Here is a 23,881-nt window from a genome sequence, read left to right on the forward strand (position 1 = left end):
GGTTGGTGCGGTGCCGAATCCGGCTTATGGACCTACGCTGCGGGGGCCGTTTTGCGCATGGCCGGATCGTCCAGTAGAGTTGAGCTCGTCCTTCGGGGATGTAGCTCAATGGTAGAGCCTCAGTCTTCCAAACTGATTACGCGGGTTCGATTCCCGTCATCCCCTCCAGATTCGTCGAGGCCCCGTCATCAGCACCATGATGGCGGGGCCTTTGTCGTCGAATGCACCAGTGTTCCCTACCCGATGTGCAAAAGTCCGGCCGCGACAAGTAGAATCATTGACCGTGCCCTGTCGTGGTGTGTCCGCGGAGTCCTCGCGGGCGTGACGGCAGGTGAATATCCGAGCCAAACGGCTCACCCATGTCCGAAACGAAGAGGTAAACAGTGAAAAGCTCCGTCGAGCGGGTCGATGAGACCCGCGTCAAGCTCAGCATTGAAGCTCCCTACGCCGAACTCAAGCCGAGCATCGACGAGGCCTACAAGGAGATCGGCAAGCAGGTCAACGTTCCCGGTTTCCGCCGCGGCAAGGTGCCTGCGCGCATCATCGACCAGCGTGTGGGCCGTCCGGTCGTCCTGCAGGAGGCCGTGAACAACAGCCTCGACGACTTCTACCGCAAGGCCATCGACGAGCAGTCGCTCGAACCGCTGGGCACCCCCGAGGTCGACGTGACCGAGGTCCCCGGCCTCGACGGCACCGAATCCGGCGATCTGAAGTTCACGATCGACGTCGACGTCCGCCCTGAATTCGAACTGCCGGCCTATGACTCCATCGAGGTCACGGTCGACACCTTCGAGGTCACCGATGAGGACGTCGATGCCCAGCTGGACGAACTGCGTTCGCGTTTCGGCACTCTGAAGTCCGTCGAGCGTCCGGCCGCCAAGGACGATTTCGTCACCATCGACCTGGTCGCCTCGGTCAACGGCGAAGAGATCGACAACGCCTCAGACATCTCCTACCAGGTCGGCGCCGGTACCATGCTCGACGGCCAGGACGAGGCCCTGGAGGGCCTGTCCGCGGGTGAGGAGACCACCTTCGAGACCACGATCGCCGGTGGCGAGCACGCCGGCGAGACCGGCTCCGTGAAGCTGAAGCTGACCGCGGTCAAGGAACGCGAACTGCCGGAGGCCGACGACGACTTCGCCCAGCTGGCCAGCGAATTCGACACGATCGCCGAACTGCGCGAGGACCTGAAGAAGCAGGCCGCGCAGCAGAAGGAACTGGACCAGGGGGTCGAAGCCCGCGACAAGGTCCTCGAGGCCCTGCTCGAGCAGCTGAACCTGCCCGTCCCGGCCCGCGTGGTCGAGGACGAGGTCAAGCGCCACCTCGAGGGCGAGGGCCGTGAGGACGACGAGGAGCACCGTACCGAGGTCACCGCCGACACCGAGAAGGCACTGCGCACGCAGTTCATCCTTGACAAGGTCGTGGCCGCGGAGAACGTCGAGGTCGGCCAGGGCGAGCTGATCGAATACATCATCTCCGCCTCGCAGCAGTACGGCATGAACCCCAACGACTTCGCACAGGCCATCGATTCGCAGGGCCAGATCCCCGCGATCATGGGCGAGGTCGCCCGTCGCAAGGGCCTGGCCGCTGTGTTGGCCGGTGCCGTGGTCAAGGACGGCGAGGGCAATGTCGTCGACATGACCGCCTTCACGACTCCCGGCGGCCTGGCCGCCCAGGAAGCCGCAGAGGCCGAAGACGACGCCGCCGAGGCCGAAGCAGCGGAAGCCGCTGAGTCCAAGGACGCCTGAGTTCTGCGACGCCGGACCAATGGTCCGGTGACCAGGGGCGGGGCCCTCCGATTACCGGAGGAGCCCCGCCTCTGGCGTATCCGGCCCCGCCCGGTTCTCAAGCTGCCAGCGAACACCGGCGGTTGTGGGACTAAAACGGGGGATGGTCCGGTTAGAGTTCCAAGAAAGCAACGATCAACCCACAGGAGACAAGCGTGGCAGGAAAAGACCTCGACTCCCGCCCCGTGGCCGCCGGCAACGGCGGTGGCATGGGCCTGGACGATCACATCTTCAACCGGTTGCTGAAGGAACGCATCATCTGGCTGGGAGAGGACGTGCGTGACGACAATGCGAACGTCATCTGCGCTCAGCTGATGCTGCTGGCGGCCGAGGACCCGGACAAGGACATCTGGCTCTACATCAATTCCCCCGGAGGTTCCGTGACCGCCGGCATGGCGATCTACGACACGATGCAGTACATCAAGCCCGATGTCGGCACCGTGGCGATGGGTATGGCCGCTTCGATGGGACAGTTCCTGCTGTCCTCGGGGTCCAAGGGCAAGCGCTTCGCCCTGCCCCACACCCGGGTGCTCATGCACCAGCCCCTGGGCGGGATCGGCGGCACGGCCACGGACATCAAGATCCAGGCCGAACTGATCCTGAAGATGAAGCAGGAGATGGCGGAGCTGACAGCACAGCAGACTGGCAAGTCGCTGGAGCAGATCCTCAAGGACAACGACCGCGACCACTGGTTCACCGCGGCCGAGGCCCTGGAGTACGGCTTCATCGACAAGGTCGTCACGAGCGCCGACGAGCTGGGCTCCCAGGCCTGATCAGGAAGGACACCATGACCATCATCAATCCGCTGTCCACGGCGGGCAACCTGACGCCGATGGCTGCCGGTCCCGCGATGCCCAGTGCCCGTTACGTCATGCCGCAGTTCGAGGAGCGCACTCCTTACGGCTTCAAGCGCACGGACCCCTACACCAAGCTGTTCGAGGACCGCGTCATCTTCCTGGGTGTCCAGGTCGACGACACCTCCGCCGATGACATCATGGCGCAGCTGCTGGTCCTGGAATCGCAGGACCCGGATCGCGACATCACCCTGTACATCAACTCGCCGGGTGGTTCCTTCACCGCGCTGACGGCGATCTACGACACGATGCAGTATGTCAAGCCGCAGATCCAGACGGTGTGCCTGGGCCAGGCGGCCAGTGCAGCGGCCGTGCTGCTGGCAGCCGGGGCGCCGGGCAAGCGCCTGGCACTGCCGAACGCCCGCGTGCTCATCCACCAGCCCGCGATGCAGGGCCAGGGCCAGGGCCAGGCCTCCGACCTGGAGATCCAGGCCGCCGAGGTCCTGCGCATGCGCACCTGGTTGGAGGAGACCCTGTCGAGTCACTCCAATAAGACGCCCGAGCAGGTCTCGAACGACATCGAACGCGATCTGTTCCTGACCGCCGCTCAGGCCAAGGACTACGGCCTGGTCGACGAGGTGCTGGCCTCGCGCAAGGCGCAGTGATCCTCTACGCGCGCGGCCGGGGCATTGCGTGAGATCGTAGTGCCCTTGCGGCGGGCGCGGTAGTTAGGCCGTGAGATGACGGGCGGGTTAGAGTGGTTACGCGAGTAATCGGGCTGACCCGCCCGTCGTGTTTCGAATACGATGAGTGGGCGTGTCAGACGCCCCGGCTATGATGAGCACGACATGCAGATCCGGAACCTCATCAAGAAAGGTAGACACTGTGGCACGCAGTTCTGAGAGCGCAGACCTCCTCAAATGCAACTTCTGTGGGAAGTCGCAGAAGCAGGTCCGCAAACTCATCGCCGGCCCAGGCGTATACATCTGTGATGAGTGCATCGGGCTGTGCAACGAGATCATCGAAGAGGAACTCAACCAGGTCGCAAGCGAAGAGGTAGCGGATTTCACCCTGCCCAAACCCGCGGAGATCTACGACTTCCTCGACGAATACGTCATCGGCCAGGACGCCGCCAAGCGGGCCCTGTCCGTAGCGGTCTACAACCACTACAAGCGGATTCGGGCGCATAAGGACCGGGTGGACGACAGTGAGGTGGAGATCGCCAAGTCGAATATCCTCATGGTCGGTCCTACGGGTTCTGGCAAGACCTATCTGGCCCAGACACTTGCCAAACGCCTCAACGTCCCCTTTGCGGTGGCGGATGCGACTGCATTGACGGAGGCGGGCTATGTCGGTGAAGACGTGGAGAATATCCTCCTCAAGCTCATCCAGGCCGCGGACTTCGACGTGGAGCGCGCGCAGACAGGCATCATCTACATCGACGAGATCGACAAGATCGCCCGCAAATCGGAGAACCCCTCGATTACCAGGGACGTGTCGGGCGAGGGCGTCCAACAGGCCCTGCTGAAGATCTTGGAGGGCACGCAGGCCTCGGTCCCGCCGCAGGGCGGCCGTAAACACCCGCATCAGGAGTTCATCCAGATCGATACGACGAACGTCCTGTTCATCGTGGCCGGCGCCTTCGCCGGTTTGGAGGAGATCATCGCCTCCCGCAAGGGCAAGCACGGGATCGGCTTCGGAGCGCTCATCGCCTCCAAGCAGGATACCGACGACGTCTATTCGGAAGTTCTGCCAGAAGACCTCCACAAGTTCGGTCTGATCCCCGAATTCATCGGCCGTCTCCCAGTGCTGGCCACGGTCAGTGATCTGGATCGGGAAGCGCTGATCGAAATCCTCACCCAACCCCGCAATGCTCTGACCAAGCAGTATCAGAAGATGTTCGACATCGATGGGGTGAACCTGGAATTCGCCGACGACGCCCTGGAGGCGATTGCGGACCAGGCGCTGCTGCGCGGGACGGGCGCCCGTGGCCTGCGGTCCATCATGGAAGAGGTGCTCCAGCCGGTCATGTTCGAGATCCCCAGTCGGGACGACGTCGAGCGGGTGGTGATCACCAGGGAGGTCGTGGAGAACAACGTGGCACCCACCCTGGTGCCCAAGACCTCTGCCAGGGGCATCACTCAGCGGCGGCGCAAAAGCGCCTGAACACTCAGGCAGGAGGGCCCCGGAGTCCGGGGCCCGAGCCTCGGCCACCGTGCCCTCGCTTTCAAGTGAAAGGGCCGGGCCCGTACAGTCGGTGACTGTACGGGCCCGGCCCTTTTCGGACGTTGAAGCCTAGTCCGCAGTGGCGAACTCAACCTCGTCGAGCACCGGCTCGGCGGCCTCAGCGGACACCAGGGTCCAGGCGTCCACCCGGCCCGCAGCCTGGATGTCACCGGCAGCGGACTCGACCAACGGCAGGTCAGCAGCCGCCAGGGTCAGGCGCGCGGAGGCGATGCGGGTCTTCTGCGAGGCCTTGGCCTCGGTCTTCTTCCCGCGGATCGACCCGAGCACCTGGCCGGCCAGTGTGATGACGCGCGGATCGCCCTGGATGCCGGACAGCTCGTCAGCCTGCGGCCATGCGGCACGGTGGACCGAACCGGACTGCCACCACGACCACACCTCTTCGGTGACGAACGGCATGAACGGGGCGAACAGGCGCAGCAGCGTGTGCAGTGCCGTGGCCAGGGTGACGTGCGCTGACAGCTGGCCGGCCTCGCCCTGGGCTCCATAGGAACGGTCCTTGACCAGTTCGACGTAGTCGTCGGCGAAGTCCCAGAAGAACGACTCGCTCACACGCAGGGCATGGGCGTAGTCGTAATCGGCGAAGTGCTTGCCCGCGGACTCGACGGTCGCGGCCAGCTTGGCCAGCAGCGCACGGTCGATCTCGTGCGTGACGGAGTCGAACTGGCCGACCAGTCCGCCGTGCACGCCCTGGGCCAGCGCGAACTTGGAGGCGTTGAGCAGCTTCATCGCCAGACGGCGGCCGATCTGCATCTGCGAGACGTCGTAGGCCGTGTCGGCGCCCAGACGGGCCGAGGCAGCCCAGTAGCGCACCGCGTCGGGGCCGAAGCCCGGCTTGTGCTCGGCCAGGATGTCACTGGGCACGACCACATTGCCCTTGGACTTCGACATCTTCTTCCGGTCCGGATCCAGGATCCATCCCGACAGCGCCGTGTCGGTCCACGGCAGGGAGCCGTTGAGCGAATTCGCACGGACGACGGTGGAGAACAACCAGGTGCGGATGATGTCGTGGCCTTGCGGGCGCAGATCCATCGGGAAGACCTTGTTGAACAGGTCCTCATCCCGGCTCCAGCCGCCCACGATCTGCGGGGTCAGCGAGGACGTCGCCCAGGTGTCGAGCACATCGGGGTCTCCGGTGAAGCCACCGGGCTGATCCCGCTGGGACTCATCGAATCCGGCGGGCGCCTGCGCCGCGGGGTCGACCGGCAGCTGCGCATCGTCCGGGACGATCGGATTGTCGTAGTCGGGTTCGCCGGAGGCGTCCAGGCGGTACCACAGGGGGATCGGCACGCCGAAGTAGCGCTGGCGGGAGACCAGCCAGTCCCCGTTGAGGCCCTCCACCCAGTTCTCGTAGCGCGACTGCATGAACGCGGGGTGCCAGGTCAGCTCACGGCCGCGGGCCAGCAGCTGTTCGCGGATCTCGGCGGAGCGCCCGCCATTGCGCAGGTACCACTGGCGGCTGGTGACGACCTCCAGCGGCTTATCGCCCTTCTCGTAGAAGGGCACCGGGTGCTTGATGGGCTCCGGCTCTGCCAGCAGATCGCCGGATTCGCGCAGCAGATCCACGATCGCGGCCTTGGCCGAGAAGCTCGTCTTGCCGGCCAGCTGCTGGTACTGCTCGTTAGCGTCGGCCTTGGGGGAGTCCGTGATCCACTCCGGGGTGTCGCGGGCCAGCCGGCCGTCGCGGGTGATGACCGCACGCGTCGGCAGATCCAGTTCGCGCCACCAGGTGACGTCGGTCAGGTCGCCGAAGGTACAGACCATCGCGATGCCGGTGCCCTTGTCCATCTTCGCCAGCTGATGGGCGCGCACGTCGATCGCGACGCCGAACAGCGGGGAGACGACCCGACGTCCGAACAGCGGCTGATAGCGCTCATCGTCCGGGTGGGCGACGAGGGCGACCACTGCCGGGATGAGCTCGGGCCGGGTCGTCATGATGACGACCGGTTCGGCCGAGGTGTCGGCCAGGCCGTTGGCGCCCTCGGGGTAGAAGGCGATCCGGTGGTAGGCGCCGTCGCGTTCACGGTCTTCGAGTTCGGCCTGCGCGACGGCTGTGCCGAAGGTGACGTCCCACATCGTGGGGGCGTCCTGCGAGTAGGCGTGGCCGGCTGCCAGGTCGGTCAAGAAGGCGCGCTGGGACACGGCACGCGAGGTGTCGTCGATCGTCCGGTAGGTGTACTTCCAGTCCACCGACAGGCCGACGGAGCGGAACAGGCCCTCGAAGACCTTTTCATCGTCAGTGGCCAGGCGCTCGCACAGTTCGATGAAGTTCTGGCGGGAGACCGGGACGAAATCGCGGGCGTTCCTGGGCGCCTTGGCCGGCGGCTGGAAGTCCGGGTCGTAGGGCAGCGAGGGCACGCACTTGACGCCGAAGTAGTTCTGCACGCGGCGTTCGGTGGGCAGGCCGTTGTCGTCCCAGCCCAGGGGGTAGAAGACGTTCTTTCCGTTCATGCGCTGGTAGCGCGCGATCACATCGGTCTGGGTGTAGGAGAACACGTGGCCGACGTGCAGGGAGCCCGAAGCCGTGGGCGGGGGAGTGTCGATCGCGTAGACCGCCTCCCGCGTGGTTTCGCGGTCGAAGGCGTAGACCTGGTCCTCACCCCATTTCCGGTCCCATTTGTCCTTGAGGCCCTCGAGGGCCGGTTTGTCCGGAAGATGCACCGAGTCATGTGTGCTGGGGGTGTAGTCCATGGGCCGATTTTCTCACCAAAAAGCGACTCCGGCCAATCCTACCGGCGTGCACCCGGTCGGAGACGGTAGGGGAACCAGTAGGGTGGGACGAGAATCACAGACCCGGCGGTGCGAATGCGAGCGCCACCGGCCGGACCGAAACACTACGGAGAGGGGACTCACAGATGACGGAGCAGATCCACGGACAGCAGACCACGGGCCAGGACGCCGGCGCCGAGCGCGGTGCCGAGACCCTGCGCGCGGTGGTCACCGGCGCCAGCTCGGGGATGGGCGCGGCAACGGTGCGCCGGCTGTGCGCACTGGGCTGGGACGTATTCGCCGTGGCCCGGCGCGCCGACCGCCTGGCGGAACTGGCCGCTGAGACCGGCTGCCATCCGATCACCGCCGATGTCACCAGTGACGAGGACATGGCCCGGATGGCAGCGGAGGTCACGGCAGCCGGACCGGTGAATTCCCTGGTGGCCAATGCCGGCGCGGCCTTCGGCCAGGACGACATCATCGATGCGAACCTGGACGACTGGCAGCGGATGCTCGACCTGAACGTGATGGGCACCGTCCGCACCGTCAAGGCGCTGCTGCCTGCCCTGATCGAATCCGGCCGCGGGGACATCGTCGTCATGTCCTCGACCGCCGGCCTGATCGTCTACGAAGGCGGCGGTGGATACACCGCCGCCAAGCACGGCACCACTGCGATCGCCGAAACCCTGCGCTTGGAGCTGGCGGGCAAACCCGTGCGCGTCATCGAGATCGACCCGGGGATGGTTGCGACTGAGGAGTTCTCCGCCAAGCGCCTGGGCTCGCAGGAGGCCGCGGACAAGGTGTATGCGGGGGTGGAGAAGCCGTTGACCTCCGATGACTGCGCCGATGCGATCGTCTACACGCTGACCCGGCCGCACCACTTCAACGTCGACCGCATGGTGATCCGTCCGATCGCCCAGGCCGCCCAGCACAAGGTCGCCCGCAACCAGGGGTTGTAAGCGACGAGGGATGGGTAGGACTTGGGCCTTCAACCCTCCACGTCCGCCTGGAGGACGACAACCGCGACCCGCACGCGGTTGTCGACTCCAAGCTTTTCGAAAATATGGGTGACGTGAGTCTTCGTGGTGGCCAGAGAGATGAACAGCCGTTTCTGAATTTCGGCATTCGACAGACCCTCGGCGATGAGCCTGGCGATTTCCAACTCGCGCTCGCTCAGAGTTGCGAGTTTCATCTCCGAGATTGAATGGACCGTCGACTGTGTTGTTTGCTGCTGCGCGGGCTGGTCGGGTGGCGTAGTTCGGACCAGCCGCCGGAGCACGCCCGCATCTAACGGCGCATTTCCCTCATCGGCCGATGTGACGGCGGCGATGAGGCGGGCTGGCGGCGATGCCTTGAGAAGAAAGCCTGTCGCGCCGGCCGCGATTGCCTCGATGACGTAGTTCTCAGTGTCGAACGCGGTGAGGACCAGGACCGCGGGGCCATCCGGGCTATCTGTGTGGGTGGCGCCGCTGCGGATCTGCCGGGCGGCGGTGATCCCGTCCATAACCGGCATGCGGATGTCCATGAGGATGACATCGGGGCGCAGTGTCTGGGCGAGTTCGACTGCCTCGGCACCATTGGTGGCCTGGCCGACGACGTCGATGAGTGGACTGCTGCTCAGCACCAGCGTGATTCCGGTGCGGATCAGCTCTTCGTCGTCGACGACCAATACGCGCGTGCTCAAAGCGTCACCTCCAGGGGAAGCCTGGCTTTCAAGGCGAAATATGGGTGGCCGGGTGTGGGCCCGGTAGTTATGAGCCGGCCTCCTAGTAGCATGGCTCGTTCGTGTAGTCCGACCAGTCCGTAACCACGCCGTGTGCCTTCGGCGGCTCCGGCCGCGGCTTCACCTGCGGCGGGTGCACGGTTAGAAATTTTCAGTGTGATCGCGCGGCGTGTCCTGCCCACAGCGATGGATACCTCCTGGCCGGGCGCATGCTTGCGCGCGTTGGTCAGCGATTCCTGGACGATGCGGCAGGCCGTCTGTGCGACTACCACCGGCAGGCTGGCCAACAGGCGGTCGAAGTCCTCGTCGCTGAGGTTGCAGGCAACGCGTTGGCCGCTGACTCTGGCCTGGCTCAGGTATTCGGACACGAGTGTCAATGCTGCCGGGCCGGGCATGCCCGAGTCCTCACGCAGGACCGTCAGCACAGTGTGTAAGTCGTCCACGGCCTGACGCGCGGTCGAGCCGATCAGAGCTGACTCCTGCCGGATGAGGCTCGGGGCGGCTTGGGGACTGACCTCCAGAACGCCTGCATGAACGCTGATGAGGCTCAGACGATGGGCGATGGAATCGTGCAGCTCACGCGCGATTCGCGCACGCTCGACCCGTCGGGCCTTTTCAGCCAGTCGTGCGGCTTGTTCCCGGTTGAGAGAGGCAAGGCGCTGCACACTTTGGCGCGTATTGCGCCGCCGGGCCGATAGTAATCCGGCCGCGCACAATACGATCGCGAATCCCATGTTGACTGCGGCAAGTGACACGGGGGAAGCGCCATTGGCCGTTCCGGTCAGGACCGGCCACGCGACACCCCCGGCGGCCAGCACCACAGTACCCACCGTGGCCGTGGGCGTGCGCCCGCGGGAGTATGCGGTGAGCAGTGCGACGACCGCGCCGGGGAATGCCCAGGTGGACGCGATCGCCAACACGCTGACGAGGATGATGAAGACGGCACCCAGGCGATGGCGAATGTGGTCCAGGCAATACAGTGCAACGGGGAGCGCGATGAGGGCGAGCAGACCGGACCAGAAGTCCACAGCAGTCAGGGCTCCGATTCGCCGCTCGGCCGCCGGACTCAACCCTGCGGGGTCGCCGTCGGTAGCCAGATACACGTTCGTGATGAACAGGCAGAACCCGATGAGGAAACACGCCACCGTCGTCACGCTGATTCTGAGCCACCGTGAGTGCATACCTTCGATCATAAGCAGTCGTCAGGGGACGGACCTCGGCCATAAGTATGACCCGTGACGTGAGATGTGCCATGGACGAATGGGCCGGGCGGCCGATGTTGTTATGGCGCAGACGGTGTGGAGTGGTAGGCATGAACGCTCGAACACAGACGGCCTATCATCGAATAGCACACGACCAACCCAACTACCGCTGGTGGCGCCCACTCGTGGCCCTGGCAACTGCGGTCGGCTTGTACTTCGGCATGGGAGTTGCCCTGCTGGTCGTCATTCTTCTCGGAATGGTCGGTTGGGAGCTGCTGTGCCAGACTTCGCTGGCCGGTTCGCTTACGGAGTTCGCCAGCGCCGTCGGCATCGATTTCGGCGCAGACTCGGACCTTGAAGACATGGGCAACCCGCTGACGCTGTTGCTCTTGTGTCTCTCGCTTTTCATGTTCTTGCCGTGTTGCCTCGTGGCCACCCGGATTGCCTGGCGGCGTCCGGCGGGACAACTGTCATCGGTGGCCGGCCGGCTGCGGTGGCGGCGGGTCTGGGTATCCTTATGCATCGCTGCGGCCGTCATTGTGCCGGTGCTTCTGGCCTATGCCTTGCTGGCCGGCCGGGGTCCACAGATCATGTTTGACGCGCACGCTGTCGTGTTGTTGGTTGTGATCATCGTGCTGGTTCCCCTCCAGGCCGCGGCGGAGGAATACCTGTTTCGCGGTTTCTTAGCCCAGATCATCGGCTCCTGGCTGCGGCACCCGGCTTGGGCGATTCTGTTGCCGGTACCCATTTTCGTGCTGGGCCATACCTATGATTGGACCGGCCTGGTCGACGTGGCCGTATTCGCCGTTGTGACCGGGGTACTGGCCTATCGGACCGGAGGGATTGAAGCGGGAATCGCCTTACATGTTGTGAACAACGTAACGATATTCGCCCTGGGTGCGGTAGGCCTTGCTGACATGAATGCGGAGTCGGAGTCACTCGTGGGCCTTGGCGTCTCGCTCATCGTGACCATCGGCGTTGGTCTGCTGCTGTTGCGAGTGGGTGGCCGTGCGGAGAAATACTCAGTTGCGGCGGGTCGATAGCCGGCCCGTGCGCTCCATCCAGATGTCGAAGGGCACCGTGAGGAACGGCAGCACGGACATGACCAGTCCCAGCGGCAATGCCCACCAGGTCCAGCGGAAGCGCACTGCCGCGGCCAGGCACGCCAGGACGAAGAGGATCCAGGCGATTCCGTGAATCCACCCGAACACCGTCACTCCCATCGGGCTGCCGGCCAGCGGATACTTCACGATGAGGGCGGTGATCATGCCCACCCAGGTGCAGGCTTCGATGATGGCGGCCGAACGGAACAGCAGTCGGAAGGCCGAACCGGCAGGTGCGATGGCGGTGGTGGGGGACGGGGTACTGGCGGACATGCGTCAATCCTCGGTAGGTCGTTCGATGGGTCTGCCGGGTCGACCCGGCAGTGCCGAGAAGGCAGGCATACCTACCCTATAGGACCGCCGCGCCGAGCCATCACAGACTTTCGACTCAGCGCGGCCGAATCGATCATTTGCGGCGGTTCGGCGAGAGGGCATCGGCCAGCCGGTGGAAGTCCGGGCTGGGATTGCCGAAGCGGTGCAGGGTCATGGAGATCGCCTGCTCACTCAGGTAGTACCTCAACTCCACCCGGCCGGATACCGTCGCGTCATCGGTGATCAGTGCGACCTCGGGACGGCCGGTAACGGCCTCGTACAGGCCGGGCTCGACCCTACCCAGCACGCGCACCCGGGCACCGACTGTGTCGTCATAGGTACCGGCCACGAGCGCCTTGGCGAACTCCTCGGCGCCCTGGAAACGAGCGGAGCCAAGCATGGCAGCGGCGGCCCGAGCGGCCTCGCCGGCCAGGCCTTCACCCTTGAGCAACTCGGCCGCCGCGGCGACCACCTCCTTGGCGGCCGGATCGGCAACGACGCCCACGGGTGCCCCTGCGACGCCGCCGGCATGCACCGACCGGGCCACAGCCGCGGCGCTCGCGTCCGCGCCCACCCGCAGCGTGACGGCACGCGGCACATAGCGGAACAGGTTGGCCTCCGACCTCAGACCCGTCGGGTCGTGGCCAACGCCGAACTCAGTTACCCACGCGTCGCAATCGGACGCTGCAGCCGCGGCCAGCCAGGAAGCGGTCTGGCCGGCCGAATCCTGCGCGCCGGACTCCCCATCGGCCCAGGACCCGAACAACATGAGGTAGTTCGGCCCGCCGGCCTTCGAACCCAGACCCACCGAGGACTTCTTCCAGCCGCCGAAGGGCTGGCGGCGCACGATCGCGCCGGTGATCCCGCGGTTGACGTACAGGTTGCCGGCCTGCACCCGGTCCAGCCAGGTGCCCACCTCGGAGGTGTCCAGCGAGTGGATACCGGCGGTCAGCCCGTAGTCCACCGCGTTCTGCAATTCGATCGCCTCATCCAGGCTGCGCGCATCCATGAGCCCCAGCACCGGGCCGAAGCACTCGGTGAGGTGGAAGAAGGACCCGGGCTTGACCCCGTCCTTGACACCGGGGGACCACAACCGGCCCGTGTCGTCGAGCTGTTTGGGCTCCACCAGCCAGGATTCGCCGGGCTCCAGCGCGGTCAGCGCGCGGCGCAACTTGTCCGACGGATCCTCCGTCAGCGGTCCCACAACGCTTCGCAGGTCCGCAGGGTAATCCACGACGAGTGACGACACTGCGTCCACCAGCTGCCGACGGAAGCGCTCGGACTTGTAGACCGGGCCCACCATGATGGCCAGTGAGGCCGCGGAACACTTCTGTCCGGCGTGCCCGAAAGCGGATGTCACCAGGTCCGCCACAGCCAGGTCGCGGTCGGCCGATGGAGTGACGATGAGCGCGTTCTTGCCGCTGGTCTCCGCATTGATGGCCAGTTCCGGGTTGAAGGAGCGGAACAGGGCTGCGGTGTCGCTGGCACCGGTCAGGATCACACGGTCCACGCCAGGGTGGGCCACCAGTGCCTGGCCGATCTCACCTTCGACCGGGGCCACCAGCTGCAGCACGTCGGTCGGCACGCCGGCCTGGTGCAGGCACTCGATGATGAGCGCCGAACACCGCGGTGTGGGCATGGACGGCTTGTGCACGGCCGCGGCACCCACTGCCAACGCCGCCACCGTTGACCCTGTCGGGATGGCCACAGGGAAGTTCCACGGGGGAGTCACCAGCACCAGCCGGTCGGGGGCGAAGGTCACGCCGTCGCGGGCCTGCAACTCCTCCAACTCCACCGCGCGGTGTGCGTAGTAGCGGATGAAGTCGATGGCCTCGGATACCTCCGGGTCGGCCTGCGCGGGAGTCTTCCCGGCCTCGGCGGCCATGACGGCCAAGAACTCGCCACGGCGCGCGCCGAACACCTCGGCGGCGCGCAGCAACACTTCGCCACGCCCACGGGCACCCAGAGCGGACCAATCGGCGGCGGCGGCGCGGCCCCGCCCGACGAGTTCGTCCACATCGGCCGAGGAGGCCAACGGCGTGGCGGTTGCACCCGCAGGAGCGAAGTCCTGAGCCGCCGAGGACGCGATCGCCTCAGCGGTCCACCTCTGGTTGGCGGGCAGGGATGGGTCCGTGTCCGGCTCGTTGACGAAGTCGGCCAGGCGCGATTCGACCTCCTGGGCCGACAGCTCGCGCGGCCCAGCAGCGGCCTCGGCAGAGCGATCCTGCTGGCGATTGGCCGGCGGTGCAGTCTCTCCATGCGCATCGAGCAGAGTGGCCAGATCGTCCACCGCGGAGCGGAACCGCGTACACTCGCGGTCGAACATCTCGTTGCCGTTGGCCAGTTCGAAGATCCCCGACATGAAGTTCTCGCTAGCCGAATTCTCTTCCAGTCTGCGCACCAGATAGGAGATCGCCACATCGAACTCCGCCGGCTTGACCGCCGGTACGTACAGCAGTAGCTGCCCAACGTCCTGGGAGACCACATCGGACTGTTCCCGCGCCATTCCCTGGAGCATCTCGAACTCCACCCGATCGGCCACCCCGCGAGCCAGGGACAGCTCATGGGCGAAGGCGATATCGAACAGATTGTGTCCTGCCACCCCGATCCGCAGGCCCGCCATCCGTTCACGGGTGAACAGCCAGTACAGCACCCGCTTGTAGTTCGCATCGGTTGCCTGCTTGGACGGATTCGTCGTCAGAGGCCAATCGTGTGTTTCAGCGGCGACCCGCTCCATTGCCAGGTTCGCCCCCTTGACCAGGCGGACCTTGATGCCGGCGCCGCCTGCGGCCACGCGTTTGGAGGCAAAGTCGCTGAGACGCTGCATCGCGCCCAGAGCGTCCGGTAGATAGGCCTGCAGCACGATGCCTGCTTCCAGCTGCTTGAGCTCCGGCTCGTCGAGCAGGCGGGTGAACACCGCGATGGTCAGTTCCAGGTCACGGTATTCCTCCATGTCCAGGTTGATGAACTTCTTGCCGGCGGGTGCGGCCGCTGCCTCGCGGTACAGGGGACGCAGGCGGTCCAGTACGTATTCGATGGTGTCGTCATAGGCCCACATGTTCAGCTGCGAGGCGATCGAGGAGACCTTGATCGAGACATAGTCGACATCCTCGCGTGCCACCAGCCGGTGTGTTTCGGCCAAATGATGATCGGCCTCGTCCTCGCCCAGGACGGCCTCGCCCAAGAGGTTGATATTGAGCCGGTGGCCCTGTTCGTGGATCTTCGCCAGCGCACGGCCCAACTGGCGCTCGCGGGCGTCGACGACCATGTGCTCGACCATTGAGCGCAGTCGGTTCCGGGCGATCGGCACGACCACATCGGGGGCGATCTCGGCCAGTGCGGCACCGGCCCTGATCTGCGCGCGGTCCAGCGCGGGCAGGGACGCCGGGGCCAGTGCGGCGACCTCTTTGAGTGCTCTGCCCGCCGCCCTGGAGTCCTCGGTGCGGATGACCCGGTCGACGAAGCCGACTGTGAAGTCGAGCCCGGTGGGGTCTTGGAGCACGGCGGCCAGGCGGGCGGCTGCAGGATCGGGCTGCGCCTGTGCAGAAGACATGCGCAGCCAACGGCGGACGCGGGCGATCGCAGCAGCGGACAGGTCCGCCAACGCCGTGGTCGGATCCGCGGGGGTGGTTTCAGTGGTATGGGTCATGTCCTCCAGTCTGGAATTGTCTGTTCCATCACGCCAGATATGCGGGCCCGCGACCGGGCATAATGAGTCGGAAGCAACGTTTTCGGGGGAGGAGGCCACGGGTGCGATTGGACACGATGCAGCGCGCGGCGCTGGTCGAGGCGGTGACCGGTGGCGCGGACGTGGCCGAGGTCGCCGCCGCCTTCGGCGTGTCGCCTCCGACCGTGCGGAGATGGGTGGCGCGCAGCCGGGACGGCGGGCCCCTGGCCGACGCGCCACGGGCTGGTCGTTCGGCCGAACGCGCGGAGATCCGGGCCCTGGTCATGGCCGAACTGGTGCGGGCGGGCTCCGGGCTGCTGGGGCCCGGGTATTCGACCAGGGCTCTGGCTCACCGCATCGGAGCCTCCCAATCCGCAGTCAGCCGGGCCATGCGGGACCTGGATCCCTGCCGAGTGCCCGTCTCCGCTGTGCCCGGCCGGGCCGTCCTCGCGCCGACCACTGCTCCTGCTGCTTCGTCGGTCCTGCAAGGGGCCGGTAAGAACAACGGCGGCTCCGGGGCCACGGCACTGGTCGGGGTCAGCGTGCGCGGACCACGCGTGGCGCTGGCCTTCGAGCCCCTGGCCGAGGCCCCGGATTCCGCTGCGCACCTGGCCCGAATGCGAAGCGGGCTGGGCGCCGTATTGCTGCACCGGGGCGCGCCGTGGGTGGAGGTCGTGGCCTGGGCCGGGGAACTGGGACGATGCGGGCATATTCCGGCCGCCCTGTTCAACTCCGTGGCCCGCGGCAGCAGGTCGACGCGCGGCGTCTTCGTCTGGCGGGCCGACTCGGTGGAACCGGCCTCGGCGGCACCCACCACTTCCGGAGTCGCTATTTCAGACTCAGAAGGTGTGGCCGGACAGCCCCGGACCCAGGTCCTGGTGCGAGCCCTGGAACGCGAGATCCGCGACGCCGGGCTGGAGGCCGGGGACCTGATCGGCAGGTCCCGGCTCCGGTCGCTGACGGGGCTGGGTCGGGCGGAGCTGGCCGCGGCGATCACTGAACTGGGCGCCGAATCCATCGTGCGGGAGACCGCGGCCGGAGTCCGCCTGCCCGCCGTCACCTCGGCGGAGGTGCTTGACCTTTATGCGGCCCGCCGCGAACTGGGTGCAGTACTGCTGCGTGCCCTGGCCGCCGGTCTGCACACCGGGTCGCGGTCGGTCGCCGAGCAGGGGCGGAGCCTGGCAGTGCTGGAAGCGGAGCTGGGTCGGGTGAGGCATCTGGCGCTGTCCCGGCCGGACCATGTGGCCGGTGCAGATCTGGCCTTTCAATCCGCCTGTGCCCGGGCCGCGGGTTTGGGCCACACCGGAGCGGCCTTCGCGGCCATCAGCCTGCGGCTGCACGTGTTCATCGCGATCCTGAAGATGAACTATGCGGCGGCGGCCGCACGCATCGCATACGACGACACCCGGATACTGACCGCGCTGCGCGCCGGCGACCCGGCCGCGGCCGTCGCCGCCTGGCGGGCGAAGATCGACAATGCGGTCAGGCACATGTCGGGCACGGCGCAGGCCAGACGTTTCGACGCCGGCCGCTGGGAGGAACTGCTGGGTGATTGAGACGGGTACTTGAATGAGTGGAGTAGAGTAGGAGTGCAGTGATCCGGCCATCACCGGGGAGCATTCGGAAGAACGGTGGGCGGATCCCGGGCGGGTCGATGACTCGAATGAGCCGCCTGCCCAGTAGAACCGGACGGGTGGGCCCGTGACAGCCTGTTGAGCGATCCGTGCGCGTGCCCCATGGGGTCCGGGGGCGGATAAGCGGGGTGGTACCGCGGCAGCAATGTCGTCCTCGCACGGTATAACCGTAAACGGGGCGGCCCCGGTCGCCCCGCAAACTCAAAGGACGCTCATGACTGAGACCAACTATCCCAAGGCCGGCACTTCGGCCTTCGGCCTGGCAGCCAGCCCCGACTTCCCCAAGCTGGAAGAGGGCATCCTGGACTACTGGAAGGCCGAGGACACCTTCAAGAAGTCCATCGCCCAGCGTGATGCCGGCGACCACGGGGAAAACGAATTCGTCTTCTACGATGGTCCGCCCTTCGCCAACGGCCTGCCCCACTACGGCCACCTGCTGACCAGCTATGTCAAGGACGTCGTGCCCCGCTACCAGACGATGCGCGGCAAGCGCGTCGAACGGCGCTTCGGCTGGGACACCCACGGCCTGCCCGCCGAACTCGAGGCGATGCGCCAGCTGGGCTTGAAGACCAAGGACGAGATCCTGGAGATGGGCGTCGAGAAGTTCAACGCCGCGGCCCGCGCCTCCGTGTTGCGCTACACCGACGAATGGCAGGCCTACGTCAACCGGATGGGCCGCTGGGTCGACTTCGAGAACGACTATAAGACGCTCAACCCCACCTTCATGGAATCCGTTCTGTGGGTATTCAAGACCCTGTTCGACAAGGGCTACATCTACGAGGGCTATCGCGTCCTGCCCTACTGCTGGTCCGATGAGACCCCGCTGTCGAACCACGAACTGCGGATGGACGACGACGTCTACAAGCTGCGCCAGGACCCCGCCGTGACTATCGGCTACAAGTTGAGCGAGCCGGGACCCGATGGGGACGACGAATACGTCCTGATCTGGACGACCACCCCGTGGACGGTGCCCAGCAACCAGGCGGTGGCCGTCAACCCGGCATTCGACTACGTTGCGGTCAAGCCCGGCGAGGGTGCCCCGGAGGAATTCGCCGGCAAGACCTTCATCCTGGCGGAGGCCCGGCTGGGCCACTACGCTCGCGAACTGGGCGAGGAGCCCACCGTGCTGCGGCATTACACGGGCACCGAACTGCTGGGGAAGTCCTATGAGCCGCCCTTCGGCTACTTCGAAGGACAACAGGAGCGCTACGGCTCCGCCATGCACACCATCCTGTCGGCCGACTTCGTCACGCTCGACGACGGCACCGGTATCGTCCACCAGTCACCGGCCTTCGGTGAAGAGGACAAGGCGCTGACCGACACCTACGGGATCGAGGCCGCGCGCCCCGTCGACGACGCCGGCAAGTTCGACTCCACCGTCGCCGACTACACCGGGCTGCAGGTGTTCGAGGCCAATAAGCCGATCATCGCCGACCTCAAACACCACACCGGTCCGATGGCCGGGCGCCACGCTGTGCTGCTGCGCCATGAGACCTACGAGCACAGCTACCCACACTGCTGGCGCTGCCGCAACCCCCTGATCTACCGGGCCGTGTCCTCCTGGTTCGTGCGTGTCACCGCGTTCAAGGACACGATGCTGAAGACGAACGAGGACATCACCTGGGTCCCCGACAACGTCAAGCACGGCCAGTTCGGCAAATGGCTCGAAGGCGCACGCGACTGGTCGATCACCCGCAACCGCTTCTGGGGCTCGCCCGTGCCGGTGTGGAAGTCCGACGATCCGCGCTACCCGCGGCTGGACGTCTACGGCTCCTTCGCGGATCTCGAACGCGACTTCGGGACGATCCCCACCGGCCCTGACGGCCAGCCGAACCTACACCGGCCCTATATCGACGACCTGGTCCGTCCCAATCCCGACGATCCGACCGGGCAGTCGATGATGCGCCGGGTCCCAGACGTCCTCGACGTCTGGTTCGACTCCGGTTCGATGCCCTACGGCCAAGTCCACTACCCGTTCGAGAACAAAGAGTGGTTCGAGGACCACTACCCGGCGGACTTCATCGTCGAGTACATCGGCCAGACCCGTGGCTGGTTCTACATGCTCCACGTGCTGGCGGCGGCCCTGTTCGAGAAGCCGGCGTTCAAGGATGTCATCTGCCATGGCATCGTGCTGGGCTCCGACGGTCAGAAGATGTCCAAGAGCCTGCGCAACTACCCGGACGTCAACGAGGTGCTGGACCGTGACGGCTCCGATGCGATGCGCTGGTTCCTCATGTCCAGCCCGATCCTGCGCGGCGGCAACCTGATCGTGACCGAACAGGGGATCCGCGACGGCGTCCGCCAGGTCATCCTGCCGCTGTGGAACGCCTGGCACTTCTTCGCCACTTACGCCAACACCGCGGATGCGGTCGGCGGCGGCAAGGGCTACCAGGCGAAGGAACGCCATGAGTCCAGCCAGGTGCTGGACCGCTACCTGCTGGCCAAGACCCACGATCTGATCGTCGACTTCCAAGCGCAGATGGACGTGTACGACGTCTGGGCCGCCTGCCAGACGCTGCGCGAATACCTCGACATGCTCACCAACTGGTATGTCCGCCGGTCCCGTCGCCGGTTCTGGGACGGCACCGCGGATACGCACGAGACCTTCGACGTGTTCTACACCTGCCTGGAGGCCTTCCTGCGGGTGGCGGCACCTCTGCTGCCCTTCGTCACAGAGGAGATCTACCGGGGTCTGACCGGCGCCGAGTCCGTGCACCTGACCGACTACCCGGATGCGCAGCTGTTCGCCCCCGATGAGGACCTGGTCGCAGCCATGGACGCCACCCGCTCCGTGTGCTCGGTGGGTTCGAGCCTGCGCAAGGCCCAGAAGCTGCGCGTCCGCCTGCCCTTGAACTCCCTGACGGTGGCCAGCGATCTGGAGCTGGGCGCCGACTTCACCACGATCATCGCCGATGAGCTCAACCTCAAGAACGTCACGGTGATGGCACTCGAACAGGCCGCCGAGGCCGGTTTCAGCCTGGAGACCAAGCTGACAGTCAACGCCCGCGCCGCCGGCCCCCGACTGGGCAAGAACGTCCAGCACGCGATCAAGGGCTCGAAGACCGGCGACTGGCGGATCGCCGCGGATGGCACCGTGACCTCCGGCGGGATCGAACTGGTCGAGGGCGAATACACCCTGGAGTCCGTCGCCTCGGCTGCCACCGAGGGTACCGTCATGGCCACGACCGACTCGGGCTTCGTCGCCCTGGACACGCAGCTGACCCCGGAACTCGAGGCCGAGGGCGTGGCCCGCGATACCGTGCGGGCGATCCAGAACGTGCGCAAGCAGTTGGACCTCAACGTCTCAGACCGGATCCGCGTGGTGCTGTCCGGGCCGGCGCAGATCCGCGCGGCCGTCGAGGCGCACGCCGGGCTGATCCGCGAGGAGACCCTGGCCGTGGAGCTGACGACCAGCACAGAGGAACCCTCCGGTACCGGTGTGTTCGAGGCCAAGGACGTGGCCTCCGGCGTGCAGATCAAGGTGGAGAAGAATGACTGAGAACTCCGTGGATGAGCCCGGCGAGGCCGAGCTGGTCCGGGTGCTCACCGCACTGCAGGCCAGGGCGGGGGAGACCCAGGTCGAACTGCGCCTGGACGCGACCCGGCGGGCCTGCGAGCTGCTGGGAGATATCCACACTGCGGCCCCGGCGATCACCGTCACCGGCACCAACGGCAAGACCACGACCGTGCGCATGGTCGAATCCCTGCTGGCCGCCGCCGACATCCGCGTGGGCCGGTTCTCCAGCCCGCACCTGCACAAGCTGACCGAACGGATCAGCGTGGACGGCGCGCCCGTGGCGGACGCGGACTTCGTGCGGATCTACGACGAGGTCGAGCCCTACCTGCTCATCGTCGACGGTGAACTGGCCGAGGCCGCGCGCCCGCCGCTGACCTATTTCGAGGTACTGACGATCCTGGCCTTCGCCGTCTTCGCCGACACCCCCGTCGACGTCTACGTGCTCGAGGTCGGGATGGGGGGCCAGTGGGATTCGACGAACGTCGCCGATGCACAGGTCTGCGGTTTCACGCCCATCGGACTGGACCATATGCAGTTCCTGGGCGATACCGTCACCGAGATCGCCGCGACCAAGGCGGGGATCCTCGACCGGACCGTCGACCCGAGTCCCGCGCCGGAGCCCGTCGCGGTGATCGGCCGTCAGGACGAGGAGGCCACGGCGGAACTGGCTCGCCAGGTCTCCGAGCGCGGAGTGGAATCGGCCTGGTTGGGCCGGGATTTCGAACTGGCCGACAGGCAGCGTGCCGTGGACGGCCAGCTCATCACGATCCGCACGACCCACGGCGTCTACGAGGACATCTTCCTGCCCCTGCACGGAGCACACCAGGCGGAGAACGCGGCGGTGGCCCTGGCGATCGTCGAACGCTTCCTCACCGTGGATCAGCCGCTGGACCTCGAGCTGGTGGGCCGTGGCTTCGCCCAGGTGACCTCGCCGGGGCGAGTCGAGACGGTGCGCGCGGACCCGACGATCATCGTCGACGGCGCTCATAATCCGCAGGCGGCCGCAGTGCTGGCCGAAACCCTGGAGGAGGCCTTCGACTTCCGCCGGGTGGTGGCGGTCGTGGCGATGTTCGCCGATAAGGACCCCCATGGCGTGCTGGAGTACGTCCATCGCTTCGCCGACACCGTCGTCGTCACCGCGGCGCTGAATCCGCGGGCGCTGCCGGCGGACGAACTGGCCGTCTTCGCCGCCGAATGGTGGGACGAGGACGATATCGTCGTGGCGGGGAACATGAATGAGGCACTGATGCGCGCCCTCGACATCGTCGCGGCGGACGCCGAACCGGGCACGGGCATCGTGGTCACCGGCTCGTTGGCCACGGTTGCGGAGGCACGCACCCTACTGGGCAAGGCGGACGAGGTATGAGCGACACCGCAGACGGCGCACAGCCGACGGGTGGCAAGCTGCGCAAACCGCTGAAATCCAAGTTGCCGATGCTCGGGGGCACCGTGCTCGTCAGCGAGGTCCTGGTGCTCTACCTGGCGGTCCTGGTGGGCTATGGCCTGCGGCCGGTGCCGCTGAGCTGGATCATCGGCGGGGCCGTCCTCATCACGGTCGTGTGCATTCTGGCGATGATCACCATGCCCAAGAAAGCGGGCGCACCCGGGATCGGAATCGCGCTGGGCTGGGCCGTACAGGTGCTCATCGGCCTGTCGGCGATCGTGATGCCCGGGCTGCTGGTCGTCCTGGTGGTCTTCGGGATCATGTGGGGCACGGCCGTGTACTGGGGCAGACGGATCGATCGTGAGGCGACCGCCTGGATCGCCGAACACGGGTACGTCCAACCGCCGGCTGATATGGAGGGCTGAAGGGCCCGTACGGACAATCGGGTTGCCCCTTCGGCTGCCCGAACAGAGTAAAACGACTGTAAAGGAAAGAACACATGACAGAACGCACCCTGGTACTCGTCAAGCCCGACGGCGTCCGCCGCGGACTGGTCGGAGAGGTCCTGCGCCGGATCGAAACCAAGGGATACACCCTGGCAGATCTGCGCATGGTCACCGCGACTTCCGAGCAACTGGCCGCCCACTACGCCGAGCACGAGGGCAAGCCCTTCTACGCTCCGCTGGTCGAGTTCATGAGCTCGGGCCCCGTGGTCGCGCTCATCGCCGAAGGCGAGGGCGTCATCCCCGGTTTCCGTTCGTTGGCGGGGGCGACCGATCCGACGGCAGCAGCGCCCGGGACGATCCGCGGCGATCTGGCCCGCGACTGGGGCCTGAACGTGCAGCAGAACATCGTCCACGGTTCCGACTCGCCAGAGGCCGCTGAACGTGAGATCGCGATCTGGTTCGCCTGAGCGAACAGAATGAAGGGCCGGGGCCGTTGGCAATCAGAACAGATTCGAGAAGAACTGCCAGAACTTCACGACGATGAGTCCATAGACGACGACCATCCACAGAACGCCGATCTCCAGGGAGTGCTTGGCGAACATGCGGGCGGTCAGGCTGTCGCGCAGGCCCTGGCCGAAGGCGCCCGTCAGGGTGTTGTAGCCGGTGGTCACACAGAACAGGGGAATCGTCACGGTCCACACGACAATGCACCAGGGGCAACCCACCCCGATGATGAAGATCGAGTAGATGAACAGGAAAGTGCACAGCGCCGTTCCGCCCAACAGCCCGATGTTCAGCCCGACCATCACCCAGGAGGGCAGTGCGGTCCGGGATACCAGCAGGACTCCGAGCAGCAGCGGGAAGATGAAGGCTGCGATTCCCAGGAACTGGTTGGGGAAGCCGAAGAGCTGGGCGCCGGGATGGGTCATCACGGAGCCGCACGAGAAGAACGGATTGAAATCGCAGGACAGGATACGGCCGGGATCTTCGAGCTTCTTGACCTTCTCCACAGACAGGTCGAATGAGGAGTAGAAACCGATCATGGCGGTGACGATGAGGAACCAGCCCATGGCCCGCTGGTTCAGGAACCAGGCCCTGGGACGGATCAGTTCCTCGAGTTCTTCATCGCTGAGTTCAGCGGCCGGTGCAGATGTCGCGGGTTCGTCTTTCACCATCCCATTGTGGTCCCTGGCGGTCCTCTCACACAATGACACGCGCCACTCTTAGGGAACGCTAAGGGACCACTGTGCAATAATTGGTGCATCGGCTCCGCACGCACCGCGGGGCAGACCGTCTCCACCTCGCCGTGGTTGTCCACGACAGGTCGAAGCCGAGGCGGGCCGCAGGGCTACCGCGCAG

The 23,881-nt window shown here is 66.0% G+C and carries 17 protein-coding genes and 1 tRNA gene; 12 read left to right on the forward strand and 6 right to left on the reverse strand.

Annotated features, from left to right (window positions below):
* The first annotated feature begins 94 nt into the window (after positions 1-94).
* The 5 genes from NQ034_RS04615 to clpX all read left to right on the forward strand — a co-directional run bounded on the left by NQ034_RS04615 (position 95) and on the right by clpX (position 4,747).
* A tRNA-Gly gene (locus NQ034_RS04615) sits at positions 95-168 on the forward strand.
* Between the two features lie 215 nt (positions 169-383).
* Positions 384-1,748 (forward strand): trigger factor, encoded by a 1,365-nt coding sequence (gene tig / locus NQ034_RS04620; protein WP_257047280.1) that lies wholly within the window; start codon positions 384-386, stop codon positions 1,746-1,748.
* 248 nt (positions 1,749-1,996) lie between these two features.
* A complete protein-coding gene (locus NQ034_RS04625) occupies positions 1,997-2,560 on the forward strand; it encodes an ATP-dependent Clp protease proteolytic subunit (protein ID WP_257047333.1) in 564 nt (187 codons plus the stop codon).
* A 59-nt stretch (positions 2,561-2,619) separates the two neighbouring features.
* Positions 2,620-3,246 carry an ATP-dependent Clp protease proteolytic subunit gene (locus NQ034_RS04630; protein ID WP_257047334.1) on the forward strand — a complete coding sequence of 209 codons (627 nt, stop codon included), beginning with the start codon at positions 2,620-2,622 and terminating at the stop codon, positions 3,244-3,246.
* Positions 3,247-3,466: 220 nt separating this feature from the next.
* Positions 3,467-4,747, forward strand: a complete 1,281-nt coding sequence (clpX, locus tag NQ034_RS04635) for an ATP-dependent Clp protease ATP-binding subunit ClpX (RefSeq protein ID WP_257047281.1) — start codon at positions 3,467-3,469, stop codon at positions 4,745-4,747.
* Between the two features lie 129 nt (positions 4,748-4,876).
* Here clpX and valS read toward each other — a convergent pair whose 3' ends face one another.
* Positions 4,877-7,516 (reverse strand): valine--tRNA ligase, encoded by a 2,640-nt coding sequence (gene valS / locus NQ034_RS04640; protein WP_257047282.1) that lies wholly within the window; start codon positions 7,514-7,516, stop codon positions 4,877-4,879.
* A gap of 164 nt (positions 7,517-7,680) precedes the next feature.
* Here valS and NQ034_RS04645 point away from each other — a divergent pair, with 164 nt between their 5' ends.
* On the forward strand, positions 7,681-8,493 hold the full coding sequence (locus tag NQ034_RS04645; protein WP_257047283.1) for an SDR family oxidoreductase: 813 nt from the start codon (positions 7,681-7,683) through the stop codon (positions 8,491-8,493).
* A gap of 29 nt (positions 8,494-8,522) precedes the next feature.
* Here the strand turns inward: NQ034_RS04645 and NQ034_RS04650 are convergent, their stop codons facing one another.
* Positions 8,523-9,218 (reverse strand): response regulator transcription factor, encoded by a 696-nt coding sequence (locus NQ034_RS04650; protein WP_257047284.1) that lies wholly within the window; start codon positions 9,216-9,218, stop codon positions 8,523-8,525.
* Positions 9,215-10,411 carry a sensor histidine kinase gene (locus NQ034_RS04655; protein WP_257047285.1) on the reverse strand — a complete coding sequence of 399 codons (1,197 nt, stop codon included), beginning with the start codon at positions 10,409-10,411 and terminating at the stop codon, positions 9,215-9,217. Before NQ034_RS04655 ends, NQ034_RS04650 begins: the two co-directional genes overlap by 4 nt.
* A 158-nt stretch (positions 10,412-10,569) precedes the next feature.
* On the opposite strand from NQ034_RS04655, the gene NQ034_RS04660 reads away from it, so the two are divergent.
* Complete coding sequence (locus tag NQ034_RS04660) at positions 10,570-11,502, forward strand: CPBP family intramembrane glutamic endopeptidase (protein WP_257047286.1); 933 nt, start codon at positions 10,570-10,572, stop codon at positions 11,500-11,502.
* Here the strand turns inward: NQ034_RS04660 and NQ034_RS04665 are convergent.
* Both NQ034_RS04665 and NQ034_RS04670 read right to left on the reverse strand, forming a co-directional pair.
* Entirely contained in the window at positions 11,482-11,835 is a 354-nt protein-coding gene (locus tag NQ034_RS04665; RefSeq protein ID WP_257047287.1) for a DUF3817 domain-containing protein, read from the reverse strand. The genes NQ034_RS04660 and NQ034_RS04665 overlap by 21 nt on opposite strands.
* Before the next feature lie 133 nt (positions 11,836-11,968).
* Positions 11,969-15,523 carry a proline dehydrogenase family protein gene (locus NQ034_RS04670; RefSeq protein WP_257047288.1) on the reverse strand — a complete coding sequence of 1,185 codons (3,555 nt, stop codon included), beginning with the start codon at positions 15,521-15,523 and terminating at the stop codon, positions 11,969-11,971.
* 101 nt (positions 15,524-15,624) lie between these two features.
* Here NQ034_RS04670 and NQ034_RS04675 point away from each other — a divergent pair, with 101 nt between their 5' ends.
* The 5 genes from NQ034_RS04675 to ndk all read left to right on the forward strand — a co-directional run bounded on the left by NQ034_RS04675 (position 15,625) and on the right by ndk (position 22,989).
* Entirely contained in the window at positions 15,625-17,097 is a 1,473-nt protein-coding gene (locus NQ034_RS04675) for a helix-turn-helix domain-containing protein (RefSeq protein WP_257047289.1), read from the forward strand.
* A gap of 292 nt (positions 17,098-17,389) precedes the next feature.
* Complete coding sequence (gene ileS / locus NQ034_RS04680; protein WP_257047290.1) at positions 17,390-20,674, forward strand: isoleucine--tRNA ligase; 3,285 nt, start codon at positions 17,390-17,392, stop codon at positions 20,672-20,674.
* Positions 20,667-22,058: a bifunctional folylpolyglutamate synthase/dihydrofolate synthase gene (locus NQ034_RS04685; protein ID WP_257047291.1), complete on the forward strand. Its 1,392-nt coding sequence runs from the start codon at positions 20,667-20,669 to the stop codon at positions 22,056-22,058. The genes ileS and NQ034_RS04685 overlap by 8 nt, the downstream gene beginning before the upstream one ends.
* Positions 22,055-22,501 carry a DUF4233 domain-containing protein gene (locus NQ034_RS04690; RefSeq protein WP_257047292.1) on the forward strand — a complete coding sequence of 149 codons (447 nt, stop codon included), beginning with the start codon at positions 22,055-22,057 and terminating at the stop codon, positions 22,499-22,501. Before NQ034_RS04685 ends, NQ034_RS04690 begins: the two co-directional genes overlap by 4 nt.
* 74 nt (positions 22,502-22,575) lie before the next feature.
* Positions 22,576-22,989 carry a nucleoside-diphosphate kinase gene (gene ndk / locus NQ034_RS04695; RefSeq protein WP_257047293.1) on the forward strand — a complete coding sequence of 138 codons (414 nt, stop codon included), beginning with the start codon at positions 22,576-22,578 and terminating at the stop codon, positions 22,987-22,989.
* Positions 22,990-23,022: 33 nt separating this feature from the next.
* Here the strand turns inward: ndk and NQ034_RS04700 are convergent, their stop codons facing one another.
* Positions 23,023-23,694 (reverse strand): vitamin K epoxide reductase family protein, encoded by a 672-nt coding sequence (locus NQ034_RS04700; RefSeq protein ID WP_257047295.1) that lies wholly within the window; start codon positions 23,692-23,694, stop codon positions 23,023-23,025.
* Between the last annotated feature and the right edge of the window lie 187 nt (positions 23,695-23,881).

This window comes from Brevibacterium moorei, assembly GCF_024580735.1.
Taxonomy (GTDB): Bacteria; Actinomycetota; Actinomycetes; order Actinomycetales; family Brevibacteriaceae; genus Brevibacterium; species Brevibacterium moorei.